At 33.5% G+C, this 15,562-nt stretch carries 16 protein-coding genes; 3 read left to right on the top strand and 13 right to left on the bottom strand.

Annotated features, from left to right (window positions below; all coding sequences use genetic code 11):
- Positions 1–249: 249 nt before the first annotated feature.
- The 11 genes from MNO09_RS14290 to MNO09_RS14240 all read right to left on the bottom strand — a co-directional run bounded on the left by MNO09_RS14290 (position 250) and on the right by MNO09_RS14240 (position 10,838).
- Positions 250–543: a hypothetical protein gene (locus MNO09_RS14290; RefSeq protein WP_000925448.1), complete on the bottom strand. Its 294-nt coding sequence runs from the start codon at positions 541–543 to the stop codon at positions 250–252.
- Positions 544–548: 5 nt separating this feature from the next.
- Entirely contained in the window at positions 549–749 is a 201-nt protein-coding gene (locus MNO09_RS14285) for a helix-turn-helix transcriptional regulator (RefSeq protein WP_000903049.1), read from the bottom strand.
- Between the two features lie 337 nt (positions 750–1,086).
- Complete coding sequence (locus tag MNO09_RS14280; RefSeq protein WP_000615357.1) at positions 1,087–2,232, bottom strand: hypothetical protein; 1,146 nt, start codon at positions 2,230–2,232, stop codon at positions 1,087–1,089.
- The gene (locus tag MNO09_RS14275; protein ID WP_001038135.1) at positions 2,229–3,566 is read right to left on the bottom strand and encodes a F390 synthetase-related protein; all 1,338 of its coding nucleotides are present in this window, start codon (positions 3,564–3,566) and stop codon (positions 2,229–2,231) included. The genes MNO09_RS14280 and MNO09_RS14275 overlap by 4 nt, the downstream gene beginning before the upstream one ends.
- Positions 3,559–4,410: an MBL fold metallo-hydrolase gene (locus tag MNO09_RS14270; protein ID WP_000695250.1), complete on the bottom strand. Its 852-nt coding sequence runs from the start codon at positions 4,408–4,410 to the stop codon at positions 3,559–3,561. Before MNO09_RS14270 ends, MNO09_RS14275 begins: the two co-directional genes overlap by 8 nt.
- Positions 4,407–5,393: an NAD-dependent epimerase/dehydratase family protein gene (locus tag MNO09_RS14265; RefSeq protein WP_088107088.1), complete on the bottom strand. Its 987-nt coding sequence runs from the start codon at positions 5,391–5,393 to the stop codon at positions 4,407–4,409. Before MNO09_RS14265 ends, MNO09_RS14270 begins: the two co-directional genes overlap by 4 nt.
- On the bottom strand, positions 5,390–6,553 hold the full coding sequence (locus tag MNO09_RS14260) for an ATP-grasp domain-containing protein (protein ID WP_140399224.1): 1,164 nt from the start codon (positions 6,551–6,553) through the stop codon (positions 5,390–5,392). The genes MNO09_RS14265 and MNO09_RS14260 overlap by 4 nt, the downstream gene beginning before the upstream one ends.
- Positions 6,543–7,532 (bottom strand): beta-ketoacyl-ACP synthase III, encoded by a 990-nt coding sequence (locus MNO09_RS14255; RefSeq protein WP_000833207.1) that lies wholly within the window; start codon positions 7,530–7,532, stop codon positions 6,543–6,545. Before MNO09_RS14255 ends, MNO09_RS14260 begins: the two co-directional genes overlap by 11 nt.
- A 501-nt stretch (positions 7,533–8,033) precedes the next feature.
- A complete protein-coding gene (locus tag MNO09_RS14250; protein WP_001078406.1) occupies positions 8,034–8,867 on the bottom strand; it encodes a CPBP family intramembrane glutamic endopeptidase in 834 nt (277 codons plus the stop codon).
- Between the two features lie 109 nt (positions 8,868–8,976).
- Positions 8,977–9,771: a MerR family transcriptional regulator gene (locus tag MNO09_RS14245; RefSeq protein WP_000288012.1), complete on the bottom strand. Its 795-nt coding sequence runs from the start codon at positions 9,769–9,771 to the stop codon at positions 8,977–8,979.
- Between the two features lie 146 nt (positions 9,772–9,917).
- Positions 9,918–10,838: a class I SAM-dependent methyltransferase gene (locus MNO09_RS14240; RefSeq protein ID WP_078183082.1), complete on the bottom strand. Its 921-nt coding sequence runs from the start codon at positions 10,836–10,838 to the stop codon at positions 9,918–9,920.
- A 202-nt stretch (positions 10,839–11,040) separates the two neighbouring features.
- On the opposite strand from MNO09_RS14240, the gene MNO09_RS14235 reads away from it, so the two are divergent.
- Positions 11,041–11,634 carry an ATP-binding protein gene (locus tag MNO09_RS14235; protein ID WP_170956730.1) on the top strand — a complete coding sequence of 198 codons (594 nt, stop codon included), beginning with the start codon at positions 11,041–11,043 and terminating at the stop codon, positions 11,632–11,634.
- A gap of 150 nt (positions 11,635–11,784) precedes the next feature.
- Positions 11,785–12,903, top strand: a complete 1,119-nt coding sequence (locus MNO09_RS14230) for an LPXTG cell wall anchor domain-containing protein (RefSeq protein WP_000851025.1) — start codon at positions 11,785–11,787, stop codon at positions 12,901–12,903.
- A 64-nt stretch (positions 12,904–12,967) separates the two neighbouring features.
- On the opposite strand, the gene MNO09_RS14225 is transcribed toward MNO09_RS14230, so the two are convergent.
- Together MNO09_RS14225 and MNO09_RS14220 are read right to left on the bottom strand one after the other, a co-directional pair.
- Complete coding sequence (locus MNO09_RS14225; RefSeq protein WP_000202602.1) at positions 12,968–13,639, bottom strand: ABC transporter ATP-binding protein; 672 nt, start codon at positions 13,637–13,639, stop codon at positions 12,968–12,970.
- Positions 13,639–14,703 (bottom strand): ABC transporter permease, encoded by a 1,065-nt coding sequence (locus MNO09_RS14220; protein WP_000477784.1) that lies wholly within the window; start codon positions 14,701–14,703, stop codon positions 13,639–13,641. Before MNO09_RS14220 ends, MNO09_RS14225 begins: the two co-directional genes overlap by 1 nt.
- Before the next feature lie 185 nt (positions 14,704–14,888).
- Here MNO09_RS14220 and MNO09_RS14215 point away from each other — a divergent pair, with 185 nt between their 5' ends.
- Complete coding sequence (locus tag MNO09_RS14215; protein ID WP_241950178.1) at positions 14,889–15,512, top strand: ArsR/SmtB family transcription factor; 624 nt, start codon at positions 14,889–14,891, stop codon at positions 15,510–15,512.
- The last annotated feature ends 50 nt before the right edge of the window (positions 15,513–15,562 follow it).

Here is a 15,562-nt window from a genome sequence, read left to right as displayed (position 1 = left end):
AGACATGAGGTTATATTTATGGTTTCAGTTAATGCCCCTAAAATACTAGTTTGGTTAATCAATTGGATATATTCCACACTACAAATATTTATTTTATAAAAAGAAGAACCCCACACATTTTGATTAAAATGTGCGGGGTTCTTTTGGCTTCCTTAAATTTTTATGAAAAAGATTGATTATTTTATGTAGCTTACTAAAAAAAATTTTGTTCAATTAACTAACAGAACAAGATTAAACACTTAACTCGTATTAGTAATTTTTACTGTTTCTGTTGATAAATATAAAAATACTGCCTAACACACTTAATGAAAGTGCAAAATACAATAACAAATCAGGTAGAAATTTCAAAGGAATAATATCAATTAATTGTAAAACAATAATGGCAAGGATACCTAAATATAGAATATTGTACAAAACATTATTTGTTTTATATAGAATTTCTCTTCCTCTTTCGTCATTTGCTTCATCACTTGATTGAAATTTTATTACATACATCTTACTTATCACTATTAAACCAAATAATAAAATTTTTAACAACAACATATGTATCACTCCTCTAGATAATCAAATACGTCGGTTAACGGCTTTTCAAATACATTTGCGATTTTAAAGGCAAGAATTAGAGAAGGGTTATATTTATTCTTTTCAAGAGTAGCGATAGTTTGACGACTAACTCCCACTCTTGTTGCCAGTTCTTCTTGGGTCCAACCTTTTTCTGCTCGACAAACTACAATTTTATTATGCAACAATAGTAACACCTCTTGAGATAATTGTAATTTATTTTTTACAAATTGTAAATTATTTTTTACAATTTATTTTTAAAATTAAAAATCCTCATAAAAAAGGACATAAAGATTTCTCCCCATGCCTACTAATCTTCTACTTCTTTACCGTATGTATATAATGCGATGTTTCAAAAACTTAATAAAAAAGAGAACTACTCTTCAAGCACTTCTCTCTTTCATCCAAACGATAAATATAAAATAAATCATTAAAAATATACTATATAAATTCCATAACGTGGGTATTGCAGCTACACTTAAATAAAGAGTTCCTAGTAACAAGCAATCATAAAAGTTTTTTTGTTTAAAAGCGATGTTTTTTTGCCATCGGTTCTATGTATGTATTTAATATCCACATTAATACTTTCCATACCTTTTGTTGGCTAGGTGGTAGATGATCGTTATATACATAACTGTATTCAATTTGCTGTGTTGCACCACGATTTCGTTTGAACTCTCCAGCCCCAGCACTACAATGACAAATTAATTCTTTTTCGATAGAATCCATTGTAATAAGGAGGGAAAGTATACGGTATAAACCTTGTTGCTGGTCAGAGTTTGTATTATAGCCAAGGATCGGCGTTGTCATAACTCCATCCCTAATGAAATAAGCAATGACACCATCAATTGTATCCCCTTTTTTTATGGCCTTTATCTCAAATAAACGATGCTGAAGAGCATTCCATAAATAAGCGGGTGTAAACATTGGGTTATGGGCGGAATATTTTTCGATATATAGTTGGTTGTATAAATGGGAAATTTGTAAAATATCCTCCTTTGTTAATTCTTCATTCGTAATGATTTCATAATTGCTTTTCTCTAATAAGCTTTTATCGTTTAATAAGTCTTTTCGTTTTTTTCGATTCATTTTTTTATAGTGTTTCGGATCAAATAAGTATATAGAACGAGACATAATTTTCTTGTAACCTACTGTAGATAGTGCTTCTGTCGTTACAGGATATAATGCATTATTTAAAGAGCGAAATAAAATTGTATGCTCTGGAAATTTCTCAACAAATAGATTTGTAATTTGTTCGATTTGTCGTTCGTTGATAGAGTGATAAAGATTTGTTGAAAGCATCCAATTATTTACGACAATTACTTTATTAATATTCGTTCGTCGTAGCCAACTTCCCATAAGATGAATCGGATAGGTTAATAGCTTCTCTAGCCATGGTTTTTTCAACTCCCATAGCTCTTCTAACGCATAAGATACGTAATGTGTATAAGGAGAACATACATATGAATTTTCGAACTCTGCGTTATTAAGAGTAACTGGCAAGATGAGATCATCGATTTCTAATAGAAAGAGCTCCGTGTTAACATTTTCAATACATGCTGTAACCCCCTTTTGAAAAAGAGGCAGGAAACTATCTCGCACATATGCCCCATCTTTTTTTGATTCCCAATCAATACTATACAAGGAATGAACATCATGTAACTGAATCATTTATGTTCACCACGCCTTACAAGACTTTCTATTCTTTTTAATTTTTTATCATATACTTGAATATCGTAATGTGAAAAGAAGAACTGTGGTATCGCACACTTTTTAGTAGACCATAGTATATGTAACTCTTTCATTACATTTGATTTACATAATTCCAGATTTTCAGGGAGTGCTTTAAGTTTAATTTCAATTTTGTCTACGCTATGCTGTATTACTTTAAATTCTTGAATGTCACTAGATGCAAACAAAATTGCTCTTCTAATGAAATCTGGAAAAATAGATATTTCTTTATTATCCAATTCACTTATTCCAATAAATATATCGTCACATCGACCATCAATTCGTTCTAATGCTAAGAAAGGTGAACCACAGCTGCACGGCGTTTTTTTCTCAATTAATATGTCATTGAGACGATAGCGTATAATCGGCTGTGTTTTCCTCATGAAATCAGTAATAATGGGAACGAATATCCCTTTCTCTTGATCTAAGTATTCTTTTTCAATATGAACGAGATCTTCATTAATGTGTAATGTCCCCTCCTTGCAGGTGGTAGCAAGAAAACCTTCTGTACATTGGTAAACTTGGTGTACTGTCTGCTTGAAAGTTGCACAAATAAACTCTCTATCAATATCTTCAAGCACTTCTGCTACAGAGATAATTTTTTTGGGACAAATCGTAATCAGTCCTTCTTGCTGCCAGTCAGCGATTTTCCGTAACATAGACGGAGGTGCAATTAAAATAGAGGGCTGTATTTCATTTAATCGCGTAATATGCTGCTGAAACGAATCTAGTAAATCAAAAAAATGAAATGAGATTCGCTTATTTTTTGTCGCTTCGTATAAATTGCTATTTGCACGTAAGAAAAAAGCAATCGTGTGTTTATGTAAAATGCTAGAAGGAAGCACCTTTCCAATAATCGATCCAGCCCACAACGTTTGTTCTTCCTCAGAAACGAGAAAAACCCCACGATTCCCACTAGTTCCTGATGATAAACCAACAGTTATATTACGAATGGTTGGGGAGAAATTCCGGGTCTTTTCTGCTTCAAATGCTACATGAAACGCTTCTTCCTTTGAAATATGGGCTGTATTTAATGTATCAAAATGTTCCATCATTACTTCTTTATCAATAATAGGGAGCGCAGACAAATTCCCCTTTTGAATTTCATTTAAAAAAGGCGTATATAATTGGCGATAAAAAGGAGACGCCTCTATCGTGAACAAAAGATGTTTTTCTATTTGTTGTTTATGAAACTGTTCCAACTGTTTACGACTTGAAAATCTCGAGCCATATTTTGTTTTCAAGTATTGCTTGAGAATTCGTAGTTTATTCATAGTACACCCCTGCTTTAATTTTATCCCATGTATGTTCACAATGAGTTGGTACAATTTCAATCTCAGGTGATGTTTGTGATAAATGGTGTAACTTCTCAATATTCTTTCGGTAAGATTTTGGATCGCTAGTTAAAAGGTTGGCAATCTTACTAGGAAATACAAGGTTTTGATACGTTTTACTTAGCCACACTGCGTCTGCACAAAGAAAGACAATTTTTTCACTCTGTAAATGGACGAATAAACCGAATTGTCCCGTTGCATGTCCTGTTAAGTCAACAGCAAATAATGAGCCATCATCAAATACATCATACCCCTCTTCAAACTTTCCATATGTAGAAGGTAAGTTAAGGGATGGAGTTTGATCAATGAATGACATTCTTTCCTCTAAATCCATCGGCAGTGTATCTTTTAGACACCCTTTTAATAGAGCACCAAATTTACTTCTCTTTTTAATATCCTCATAAGCTTTTGCGAAGGTTAATATTTTCGCTTTTGGAAAGTCGGGTAAACCAGCTGTATGATCGCCATGAAAATGAGATAGAATAATATATTTAATTTCTTCTGGCTGAATACCATCAAGAAGAAGTTGCTCTTTAATAGATTGCTCTTCCGTGAAATGAACAGGCGTAAGTTTTGCATATACAGAGTAAGGGAATTTTTTTGTCGCCTCTTTAAAATGTCCCGCATATCCAGTATCAAATAAAATATATCCTAATACTGGATGCTGGAGTAACCCTACTGTAGCTGGAAAGCATATTTGTTTCCAACTGCCCTTGGAATATGCGATTTTTTCTGGATGTGTGCAATATCCTGTATCATATAGCTTTAAAGATTTGATTTTCATTGTATTTTCCACCAGTCTACAAATTTTGTAATTCCTTCTTCTATACTGATCTTTGGAGCATACCCTAGTTCTTCTTTAGCTTTATCAATATTTAATGTCTGGCTTTTTGAAAGAACACTAACAGTATATTTTGTGAGAATAGGTTCTTTTCCAAATAAAATAGTTTTTGAGATTCCTTCTAGTATAGCAGCTAGTGAAAAAGCGGTTTTGTAGGAAATTTTTTTATATTTTACTTCCTTATCAAGACGCTTCATTACATTTTCTATGACCTCATATAAATTTACACGCTCGTCATTTGTTATATTGTACTTTTGCCCTAATGTATGTTTTGGGGAATGCATACAAAGAAGTAAAGCATCTACTACATTCTCAACATACGTGATATCAACAAGAACATCTTCAGTACCAATTCTCGGTAAAGCACCCTTTTCACATACTTTAATAAGACGCGGAAGAATCGCATTATCTCCTGGTCCGAATAAAGCACGCGGGCGTATCGTGATAACTGGTAAACCATGCATGAATGCTTGATCAATAGCTTGTTCAGCCATGTGCTTCGTTGTTGCATAATGATTTACAAATGTATCAGGAAGTTTCGCGTTTTCTACTACATTTTGTCGTTCATCATAATAGAAATAAATACTTGGTGTTGATACGTGGATCAGGCGTTTTATACCGTACTTTTGACATCCCTCGATAATATGTTTCGTTCCTAACACATTTGCATTATAAAAATCTTCATATTTACCCCAAGGAGAAGAAAGTGCGCCGCTATGAAAGATGTAATCTTTACCTTTACAAACTTGTAGCACACGATCCCTGTCTTCAAGAGGACAGTAAACAAACTCAATTCCATTTTGTTCTAATACCTTACCAATTGTTTTATTTCTTCCCGTTGCCGTTACTTCATAGCCCATATTTTTCAGTCGAAAGGCGAGTTTTTGTCCTAGAAAGCCCGTTCCACCAGTTACTAGCATTTTCATAAATCTTCACCATCCCACGATATGTCATATGTTGTTTGCTCTAAAATAGTCCGTTCCTGTTTATAACTTTCACGCCACAATTTATACATGCTAAAAAACTGATAAAAAAATGGTTTCCAATCATTGTGACGATAAACGATATCTGGATAAGAGCATAGAACTTTTAACCATCGCTTACGTTTTTGTTTACTTTTTAAATTCGGAAATCCATAAAGAAGCATCGCTAACCGAATTGCACACTCAGAGTTTGGTCTTGGAATGAGTGTATTGTTTACCTTTTCATGAAAGAAGGCCGGCAATATTTCCTCATCGAATAAATGTAATCCACTTGTAGTACGTGGATTACATTCAATCGGAATCGCATCTCCATCCTCTGTAACGATAAAATCAAAAGCAATTTGTCCTGAGAAATTTAGCTCTTTTACAATATGTCTCACAAACTGATCAATTTTAGGATGATTCATATGCTGAAACGCAATGGTAGCACCTAAGCCTGCCGTAAATTCCGTTTTATACGTAGAGTGAGCTAACACTTCCCCAGATTGTGCAATACTGTAGGAACAATGCTGCGTCCCTCGTATAAACTCTTGCATAATATAATTCGACTTATCTATCATGCTTTCTTTTAGAGCATCCTCTTTTGTAATAAATTCCACTTTATCAGAAAATCGGGAAAAAATCGGTTTTCGTACAAAAGGAGTATGAGCTGGTGTTTTGTGCATCATTGAACTTATCGCTTCTTCATCATCTATTCTATATGTTGCAGGTACTTGCCACCCTAAATTCGCTACGAACTGAATAAATTCCCACTTATTATGCAGTAATGAAAGTTTTTGAAAATCATCTACTAATACATGGCAAAATGCGCTTAATTCTTCTCTATATTTAGATATATAAAATACTTCTTCACAAGTAGGAATAAGTAAATCCACATTATGACGTTGAATAATGGATAGTAGCGCACGGATACTTTCATTTGTTTTCCATTTTGGAGAAGGAATTTCATAAAAGTAATCCGTACTCTTTGAAACTTTACTTAATGGATAAGGAATACTATCTGCAATAATAACGGTATGTCCAGCGTTATGAAACAGTCTGCATACATGCAGAGTTGCTGGTGCACGTGCCCCTGTAATTAATACTGTTTTCTTAGTACTCAAGAAGGATGCCCCCGATAGAAAGTCCCGCAGAAGTACCTAATAATAGTATTTTATTTCCACGTTGCACTTTCTTTTGCTTAATCGCTTCGAAAAGAGCGACTGGAATAGATGCGGAAATCATATTACCGTAGTCTTCAAAAATGGTCATAAAGCGCTCTTCATCAACCCCTAATTTTTTACGAATGAGTCTCATAGCTGGTCCACTTGCTTGGTGAGGAACAATTAAATCAATATCGGCTAGAGTATAACCAGTATCCATAAGTAGCTTGTCAATAAACTTCAACAAATACTTAGAAGATAGTTTAAAAATGGCTCTTCCATTCATATCGAACAAGAAGTCTTCTTTTCGTTCCTCACTATACTCGCGAGGATGAATCATCGTTCCACCGCCACGAATTTCTGATAAATGCGCACCAGAGCTATATGTTTCCATATGGGAAGCAATAATAGAAGATGTATAATCGCCTTTTGTTATTACTACAGCTGCCGCACCGTCACCGAATAAAATACTGCTTTCATTTTGCCCCCAATTTAATCCAACAGAAGAAATTTCAGAAGAAATGATAACAACATTTTTGTATCTCCCGCATTCCATTGCGTACGAAATTGTATCAAGTGCTGTTATGAAACTTAAACATGTTGAATTGATATCAAAACATGGAATACCAGAATGCTGTAGCCCGAGCTGTTCTTGAATAAGTGATGCAGTAGAAGGGATCGCCTGTTGAATCGTTCCGCTTCCGCAAATAATACAATCGATATCATCCCAAGTTAACTTCGCATCTTCTACAGCTTTTTTTGCAGCTTCTGCACCCATATAAGAAGACGTTTCTCCATCAACAAAATATCTTGTTTTTACCCCAGCTTTTTTTAATGTCCAGCCTTCTGGCACATGTAGCATGCGATCTATTTCAAAAGATTCTACCTTTCTTTTCGGAAGATATGTTCCAATTCCTTTTATACTAATATATCTTTTCATTCTCTATCGCCTCTTAATCTTTTTATAAATTTAAAAATCCTTTACATCTAAACATTGTTGTGGATACATACAGAAAGTCTTTTTATAACATTCTGCTATCCCCTTATGTACTTCTAATCATATTTCTCTTCAAAAAAGAGCAAGCTCTCTACTTGAGAACTTGCTCTTTTTGCATGAGAATTCTTCAAATACATACTCTAGAAAAAAACTTTTATATCAATTTAATTATATTATAACAATTATCCGAAAATATTTAATAGTATTTTTTGTAAATAAAAGTGAAAATGTGGTATAAACTTACGTGAGATGGTAGTTTATTGAGCAGCAAATATACACATATGGAGTGTACATACAACTCATTTCAACATCTTCTTTTCCCTTTTTGTTTCCATAAAAAAATAATTTATATAATTAAATTGGCGGAGCTTTAAGTAATACTGCACAAAACAAACATATCTACCATCACTAAATTTGCTTTCCTTGTCTTTCATAAATGCATCACTATGCCCTATAATACTTTCCATTCCTGCTATTTATATCTTCCGCTCCATACAGAACTCTCTTTGGATTTATAACAATCAGAAAAACTGCAACTACTAAATAAAAAATCGCGTTATACATAATTAGATCGATTAAGTTTCCTTTTATAATACCAATAAAGAAATTAAAAAATTGATGGATGATGATTGGGATAATTAAATTCTGATTTAAATTATAAAATGCAGTCATAACGATTTTCATAGATATGATAGAGATCATAAAAAATAGAATATATTTAATTAGGTCCATGCCTACAAATCCTGTAGTAAACCAAATAGGTAGATGCCACATCCCCCACCAAAATCCTATAATTAGCGAAGCTTTTAGTGGTGAATGCCTCTTTTGAAGCTCAATTTGTGCAAAGCCTCTCCATCCTAGTTCTTCTCCCAATGGCCCCGCAAGAAAGTTTTTAGCAAAGAAATAGATTAGCATTCCCCATGAAGTGACAGTAAAAATAGAATCTACTTCACTATTTTTAGACACGACAAACAAAATCATTAAAAATATGAAAGTTTGAATCATACTCACAATAAGAATTATAGAAACTTTAAGTTTATTCTTGAACTTGTCTTTTACAAACTGTATAAAGCTCTGCCCTGGATAGATTTTTTTAAATAACACGGCAAAAGCAAAAGTTGAGGACCAAGACGATATACAAAACATTACATCAAAAACCCATGCTGGGAATCCTAGCATACTTATAGCTCCTACAAGCAAAAAAAGTGGCAGAAAAATGATATTGGTTAGTACAATAAAACTCGCTACTGGTTTTTTTAGTTTCTTTTCCCTATTCATGCGCAATCCCCATTTCAAACTAAGTATTTCGTAAACATAATAGTATTTATATTTACAGATACTCTCAGCTTAAACCTGGGGGTTACTCACAGGTCAATACATGTCAGCATTATTTTACAGGCGCATAAATTTCTAAAAATATACGCTCAAGTCCCTCTTCATATGTGGTAAGTAATATATTTATATACACTAGCCCCAAAAGTTCATGTCCTTGTTCTATTGCTGCTTTTCTTAAACTGGATTCCACATTATGATCAATACTTTTCCCACCAGTTGCCCATCTTCCATCTTCAATAACTGTATAAATACATTTTGGATGCGATAGAATTTCCCCTTCTAATTCTTTATCAAAGTCCTCTATCTTTCTTACAATTATAAATTTATCTTCTATAATACCTTCTTCGTTGAAATTTATAACTCTTCGTAAAGATGTTAAAGTAACTGCTTTTTTTAAACTATCCGTATTCTTTTTCAAAGATTCATATTCATCATACGCAGTAAAATGCTCTATTTCTCCGTTTACTTCTAACGGCTTCATTTCTTTTACTACGTATTCCCCTAAGAATTGCGTTGTTTTTTCGCAATCTTCTTTTACAATTTGAAGATTTTTTAAAAGAAGTTTTTTATATTCTATCTCCTCTAAAACTTCTTGTTCTTTCTCTTCTAACAATGATTTTATTCCCTCTATACTCTTACTTTTTCTTAATTCCTGAATTTTTTTTATTTCGATATCCATTTCCCTATAGAAATTGACCGTTGTTATATCATATATATCAAAATGATTATATTTTCTATACCCATTCTCAATATTTTGCTTCGGCTTGACCAAACCTTTTTCCTCATAAAACTTCAAAGTATCTCTAGATACATCTAAAAATTTTGCAACCTGTCCAATTGTGTACATTACGTTCTCCTTTAACATCGCTACTTAAACTTTTACATTCATATTGCATATTCTGTAAATTATCGAATTTCCCTTCCAATTAATACTCCCCATCTCCTTTTTCCACAAAAAAAGACACAGAGATTTCTCCCCATGCCTACTAATTCCTACTTCTTCACCGCATGCACATAATGCACCGTCTCAAAAGCTTCTAAATAATCATTTCGTCCTTCAAAATATAATTTATTTATGTCTTTTGGCGATAAATGCTCATAAATGAGTAAGCCTGCCTTCTCTAATAGTGCTTCCATTTCGGTATAAGAAAAACACGATTTCATCGGTTCTTCGCCTACTGCAGCCATTTTTACCATATTTTCCACTCGATTGGACAGTCCCTTTTCTGTAAATAAGTTTTCATCCGGATAATCGAATACGATAGAGCTCCCCTCTGGAACCATCTCGAATAAGTATTCTATTAAACTAGAAAGCTCCTCTTTCGTTAAATAGTACGTAACACCTAATAGGCTAAAGAAAGTCTTTTTATTTTCAAATCCTTCATTCCGTAACTGTTCACTGGAAAATCCTTTCGTGAAATCCATCGAAATAAAATGAAGGTTGTTTGGAATTTCAAGTTCTGCTTCTTTTATTCTCTCCTTCTTAAACCTTTGCGTAGAAGGATGATCCACTTCAAATATTTCTATTTCATTCTCTAATTCTCGATGTCTGAAACTGAACGTGTCTAAGCCCGCACCGAGTATGACGTATTGTTTTGCTCCTAATGTAATCTCATGTAGTAATACTCTTTCACAATATGCCGCGCGTGCCAAAGGTGTTGGTGATAATTGAACTTGTGTAATCCATTTTAATATTTCTTGTGGATTGTCTTGAAACTTCTCTGCAATGTCTGTATTAAAAAACTGTATTCCTTGAACCATATTCGTTTCAATATCGTTACGTTCTTTTTGTGAAATAAAATCTTTAGCTACATAATCATCAAAGATTTTAGGATGATCAAATTCACTATGATACGCTCTTCCGAAAGCTGATACTAGCGACGTTACACTCGCTTCACCTTTTTTCACGCACATACACTCCTTCATTTTTACAACAAAAATAGGGTTCCCCTGGCCAGGAGAACCCTATTATACACTTTATTTTTAAGTTGGTAAATTATAGCATAAATAAGTTTTTTTGTCAAGTTTCTATCCTGCTATCAAACCAACAATTTGTATATTCTCTGGCAGGAAAATTGTCGATTCACACAGAATATTCCAAATTATAACAATACATATGGAGGCCAATATGAAACGATTAGTCATTATTACCGTAGGAAAAACACACAGCGGAAAAACTACATTTGCTAAAGAACTAGAAAAAGAGTTACCCAACTCTTTCGTTATGGATCAAGATAACCAAGCTGAATTTATCAACACACATTACGAAAAATTACAGCCGGATGAAGGCACTAATACATTTAAGCACGGTCTTTCGAAATTCATTGTTGATTATGCGCAAGAATATACAAATCTACACCTTATTATTTGCAACTCCAATCGCAGTAAAAACGGAAGATTATATTTACTAAACGAATTATTTCCACAAAATAAATATGTACGCATACTCGTTCATTTTGACATTCCTGATGAAGTACTTTACGAAAGAATAGCTCGAAGCACGCGAAGTACCAATATTTTTAGAGGTGGTTATTCTAGTTTTAAAGAAGTACTCGATCGACAACAGGCTGAATCGCAACATGAAGATGTGGTGGATCCGATAGAAAACGAGGCTAATTATTTGTTTGTCATTCGTAATAGTAAGGATGTAAACTCTACTATAGAAGAAATTATTCATCTAGCTAAAGATTTGCCCCCTACTCCAAAATAAAAGAATTTAAAAATTACATAATCATAGATTATTATGCAAATCCTTCCTCTAACCACTTAACATGGTATATAATGATAAGATAATCTACTTCTATATGCTCAATTTTACACAAAACAGCTCATGCATATGAAAGAAAAGAGGTACAAAAATATGAAAACAAAACAAACAATTGCTGCGTCTACACTAGCTTTAGCAATGATTGCTGGCGCAAACTCTGCTCATGCAGAAGTAACTGATGCTACTCCTCAGCAAAGTACGGGAGATCGATTAGCTGAAATTAAGCAACATAGACAAGAGTTAGATGCGAAATTGCAGCAACACAAAGAAAACGTGGATCAAAAGTTGAATGAACTTAACCAAGTTAAGGAAAATGTTGATACGAAGGTTAATGAACTACATGAGCGTAAACAAGTTGCTGATGAAAAAATTAACGAAATGAAACAACGTAAACAAGAGTTAGATGCAAAACTTCAGCAAGACAAGCAAATCGCCGAAGATAAAATCGCTGAAATTAAAGAGCATAAAAAACAAGTAGAAGATAAAGTTGCTGAAGTGAAAGAACATAAGCAAAATATCGATAATAAGGTTAATGAGATTAAAGAACATAAACAAACTGTCGATGAAAAAGTGAATGAAATTAAACAACATAAAGAAAATATCGATCAAAAGGTTAATGAACTTAAGGAAGTTAAAAAACAGGTAGATGAAAAATTAGCTGAGTTAAAGAAAGCAAAACAAACTGCTGAGGACAAACTTGCTGAACTAAAAGAAAATAAGCCGAATACTGGGAACACGTTAGAGGAACTTAAGAAAATTAAAGGTAATTTAGATAGTCTTTCCGCTAACTTAGAACTAGCTAAACAAGATGTAAAAAACAAACTAGCTGAATTACAAGAAACTAGACAAGATTTACTAAATAAAATTAACGAAATGAAACAAGCGAAACAAACTGTTTCAGACGATTTAACAAAGAAAAAACAAGACTTAGATATTAAAATTAACGACTTTAAACATACTGAGAAAAAAATTGATGACAAATTAGCTGAGGTACATACAACGAAGCAAAATGTAGATAACAAAATTAATGAAGTATCTCAATCGAAACAAACTGAAACAAAGACTGGTACTACAAACACAAACAATAACACTAGAGAACTTCCTAACGCTGGTAGTGAGCAATCAAATAATATGGCTTTAGGTATGTTATCTGTATTAGGCGGCGTTTTATTAGTAACACGAAATAAAATTAAAGCGTTATTCTCAAAATAAGGCCCTTATAACTATATTTTATAAAAAGGACAATCGCACATTTATGTGCGATTGTCCTTTTTCTTTATATTAACTTCCCATCTCTAAGCGTCAATATACGATCACATACATCAAGCATTCTTTCATCATGCGTAATCATAATTGCTGCTTTTTGACTTTCTTTCACTTCACGTTTCATCATTTCTACAACTTCACGTGCGCGTTTTGAGTCTAAGCTTGCAGTTGGTTCATCCGCTAATATTAAATCTGGGTTGTTCATGAACGCGCGAGCGATTGCTACCCTTTGTTTTTCCCCGCCAGATAGTTGATTTGGATAATGACTTTTTCTTTCTCCTAATCCAAATGCCGCTAATAAATGATCCGCACGCTTTTCTGAGTCTTGTTTGTTTTCTTTTTTAAGCTTTGCAATGTAAAGCAATTGTTCTTTAACATTTAAATATGGAACAAGATTTGCGAACTGGAAAATGAAGCCGATTTTTTTCAAGCGAATGTCTGTCATTTCCTTTTCCGATAACTTCGTAATATTTTGCTCACGAATGTAAATATCCCCTTTTGACGGTGATAATAAAGCACCCGCGATTGATAATAATGTACTTTTCCCTGATCCAGAAGGACCAACGATTCCAATAAACTCTCCAGCTTTCACATCAAGCGACATCGGATGAAGGGCTGTTACTTCCGTATTCCCTTCTCCGTACACTTTACTTACTTTATCTAATTTCAATAATGAAGTCATTACATCCCGCCTCCAATTGCTTCTAATGCATCAACTTTTAATACTTGGTATAACGAAATAAGTGTTCCTAAAATACTAATTACGATAAAGATTGCTCCATATTGTGCAATCATCGGTGTTGTTAATAAGAACGGCATACCTGCTGGTAAAATTTGTTCTAATCCTTGCACAAGAACAATACTGATTACCATCGCAACGACTGATAAGAATAAAGCCTGCACGACTAAACTATTTGCTAAATAAGAATTCTTCGTACCGATTGCTTTTAATACGCCTAATTGCTGTGTTTTTTGCAATGTAATGACGTAGAAGAATACACCGATTAGTAACGCAGCGATAACAAGTAAGAATGCAATTATCATCGTTAATGTTCCTTGCTCCTCTTTAAATCCGGGAATACTTTGTAGTACTTCTTTTTTGTCGATAACATGTGCATTTTTAATTTCTTTATCTGTATTCAGCGCAATCGCACTATAATCTTTTTGGTTTGGTTGTGAAATAGCTCCCCATACGTCTTCATTTACATAAACGACTGGTGTATGGCTAAACATTTGATCTTTCGTAAATCCAACGATTGTAAATTCTTTCTTTGAAACAGGATCAATAATTGTGTCCCCGATATCGATTCCTTTTTCTTTAATAGATTCATCAGCAACCATTTCATTATTTGCTGTACCTAATTTCTCACCTTTTACAATTTTCGGTTCTAAAAATGAATCGCGTTCACTTGAGAAAATAGCAACATCCACTTTTTTCGAACTGTCTTTCTTTTCATACGTTGAAACTTTCACACGGAACGGAACGGCCTCTTTCTCGCCTACTTGATTTACTACGTTATTTACATCATCTTGCTTAATTTGTGAACGAAGTAATTTATTTTCCGCATCATCTGCTAAGACGAACTTATTTGCCTCCATATTTTGAATCGATGAAGCATTATCATATGATAATCCATTTGCTAATCCTGAAATAACAAGAACTAAAAATGATAATAACACCATAATAAGTCCGATTAATCCATATCTTAATTTTGATTGTTTTAATTCACGCAGAGCTAAAAACATTTCGCTCGCTCCTTCCTCTTACTTTCTATGCACTTATCATAAAAAAGAAATATGAACGGAATATGAACAGAAGATTACAGAGGAGAAAATTTAATTTTCAGAAAGTATTGAAAATAATTAGAATCCTTGATACAATTCAGTCAAATAATCTTGACCGAGTAATTTCATTTAAGGAGTTGATCATCTTGAAGCCCATGTTAACACTCACTACTTATAGCCAACTAAAAGCAATAAGCGATCCACTACGTGTCGAAATGATGATGCGACTATGCGAACGTCCTTATACAGGGCAACTACTATCTGAGAAATTCGGCATTCCAAGGGCGAAAATTCATTATCATTTAAAAGAATTAGAAAAGAATGGTTTTATAGAAATTGTTTATACAGAAGAAAAGAATGGCATCATTCAAAAGTTTTATCAATCTGTCGCTAGAGGCTTCACCCCTGCCGCAGACCTATTACCTCATTTAGAAATGTTGAGCGAATCAGGTCGCCAAATCTTTTTACAAATGACAGAAAGAACGAAAAACCACATTCTCGCTGCACCAGAAGAAGCTTTTACATTACGAAAAGTAAGTGAAGACCCAGCTGAGTGGAATTACGTTTCATCTTGTTGGGAGTTTGATGCCACGCCAGAACAATTTCAAGTGTGGGTGAAAAAGTTTCATGAATTAATGGCTGAATTAAATGATATCGCAAAAGATGCGGATAAAGGTCCAAATAGTAAATCTTATTACATTTCTACTACTGCACTACAAATCGACGAACGAGCAATGCAGTGCTTTGTGAAAAAAGAAGAAAAATCGTAATACGATTTTTTTTACATAAACGGTCAAATTTATTTTACCGAATAAATTTA

Source organism: Bacillus sp. N5-665, from assembly GCF_022637375.2.
Classification (GTDB): domain Bacteria; phylum Bacillota; class Bacilli; order Bacillales; family Bacillaceae_G; genus Bacillus_A; species Bacillus_A wiedmannii.
The sequence above is the reverse complement of the archived record's forward strand: the minus strand, read 5'-3'. Positions and strand labels throughout refer to the sequence as shown.

Excerpts from the sequence above, each read along its gene's own strand:
- MNO09_RS14290 (WP_000925448.1), bottom strand. The coding sequence starts at position 543 with ATGTTGTTGTTAAAAATTTTATTATTTGGTTTAATAGTGATAAGTAAG.
- MNO09_RS14280 (WP_000615357.1), bottom strand. The coding sequence starts at position 2,232 with ATGATTCAGTTACATGATGTTCATTCCTTGTATAGTATTGATTGGGAA.
- MNO09_RS14275 (WP_001038135.1), bottom strand. The coding sequence starts at position 3,566 with ATGAATAAACTACGAATTCTCAAGCAATACTTGAAAACAAAATATGGC.
- MNO09_RS14270 (WP_000695250.1), bottom strand. The coding sequence starts at position 4,410 with ATGAAAATCAAATCTTTAAAGCTATATGATACAGGATATTGCACACAT.
- MNO09_RS14265 (WP_088107088.1), bottom strand. The coding sequence starts at position 5,393 with ATGAAAATGCTAGTAACTGGTGGAACGGGCTTTCTAGGACAAAAACTC.
- MNO09_RS14255 (WP_000833207.1), bottom strand. The coding sequence starts at position 7,532 with ATGAAAAGATATATTAGTATAAAAGGAATTGGAACATATCTTCCGAAA.
- MNO09_RS14250 (WP_001078406.1), bottom strand. The coding sequence starts at position 8,867 with ATGAATAGGGAAAAGAAACTAAAAAAACCAGTAGCGAGTTTTATTGTA.
- MNO09_RS14245 (WP_000288012.1), bottom strand. The coding sequence starts at position 9,771 with ATGTACACAATTGGACAGGTTGCAAAATTTTTAGATGTATCTAGAGAT.
- MNO09_RS14240 (WP_078183082.1), bottom strand. The coding sequence starts at position 10,838 with ATGTGCGTGAAAAAAGGTGAAGCGAGTGTAACGTCGCTAGTATCAGCT.
- MNO09_RS14235 (WP_170956730.1), top strand. The coding sequence starts at position 11,041 with ATGGAGGCCAATATGAAACGATTAGTCATTATTACCGTAGGAAAAACA.
- MNO09_RS14230 (WP_000851025.1), top strand. The coding sequence starts at position 11,785 with ATGAAAACAAAACAAACAATTGCTGCGTCTACACTAGCTTTAGCAATG.
- MNO09_RS14225 (WP_000202602.1), bottom strand. The coding sequence starts at position 13,639 with ATGACTTCATTATTGAAATTAGATAAAGTAAGTAAAGTGTACGGAGAA.
- MNO09_RS14220 (WP_000477784.1), bottom strand. The coding sequence starts at position 14,703 with ATGTTTTTAGCTCTGCGTGAATTAAAACAATCAAAATTAAGATATGGA.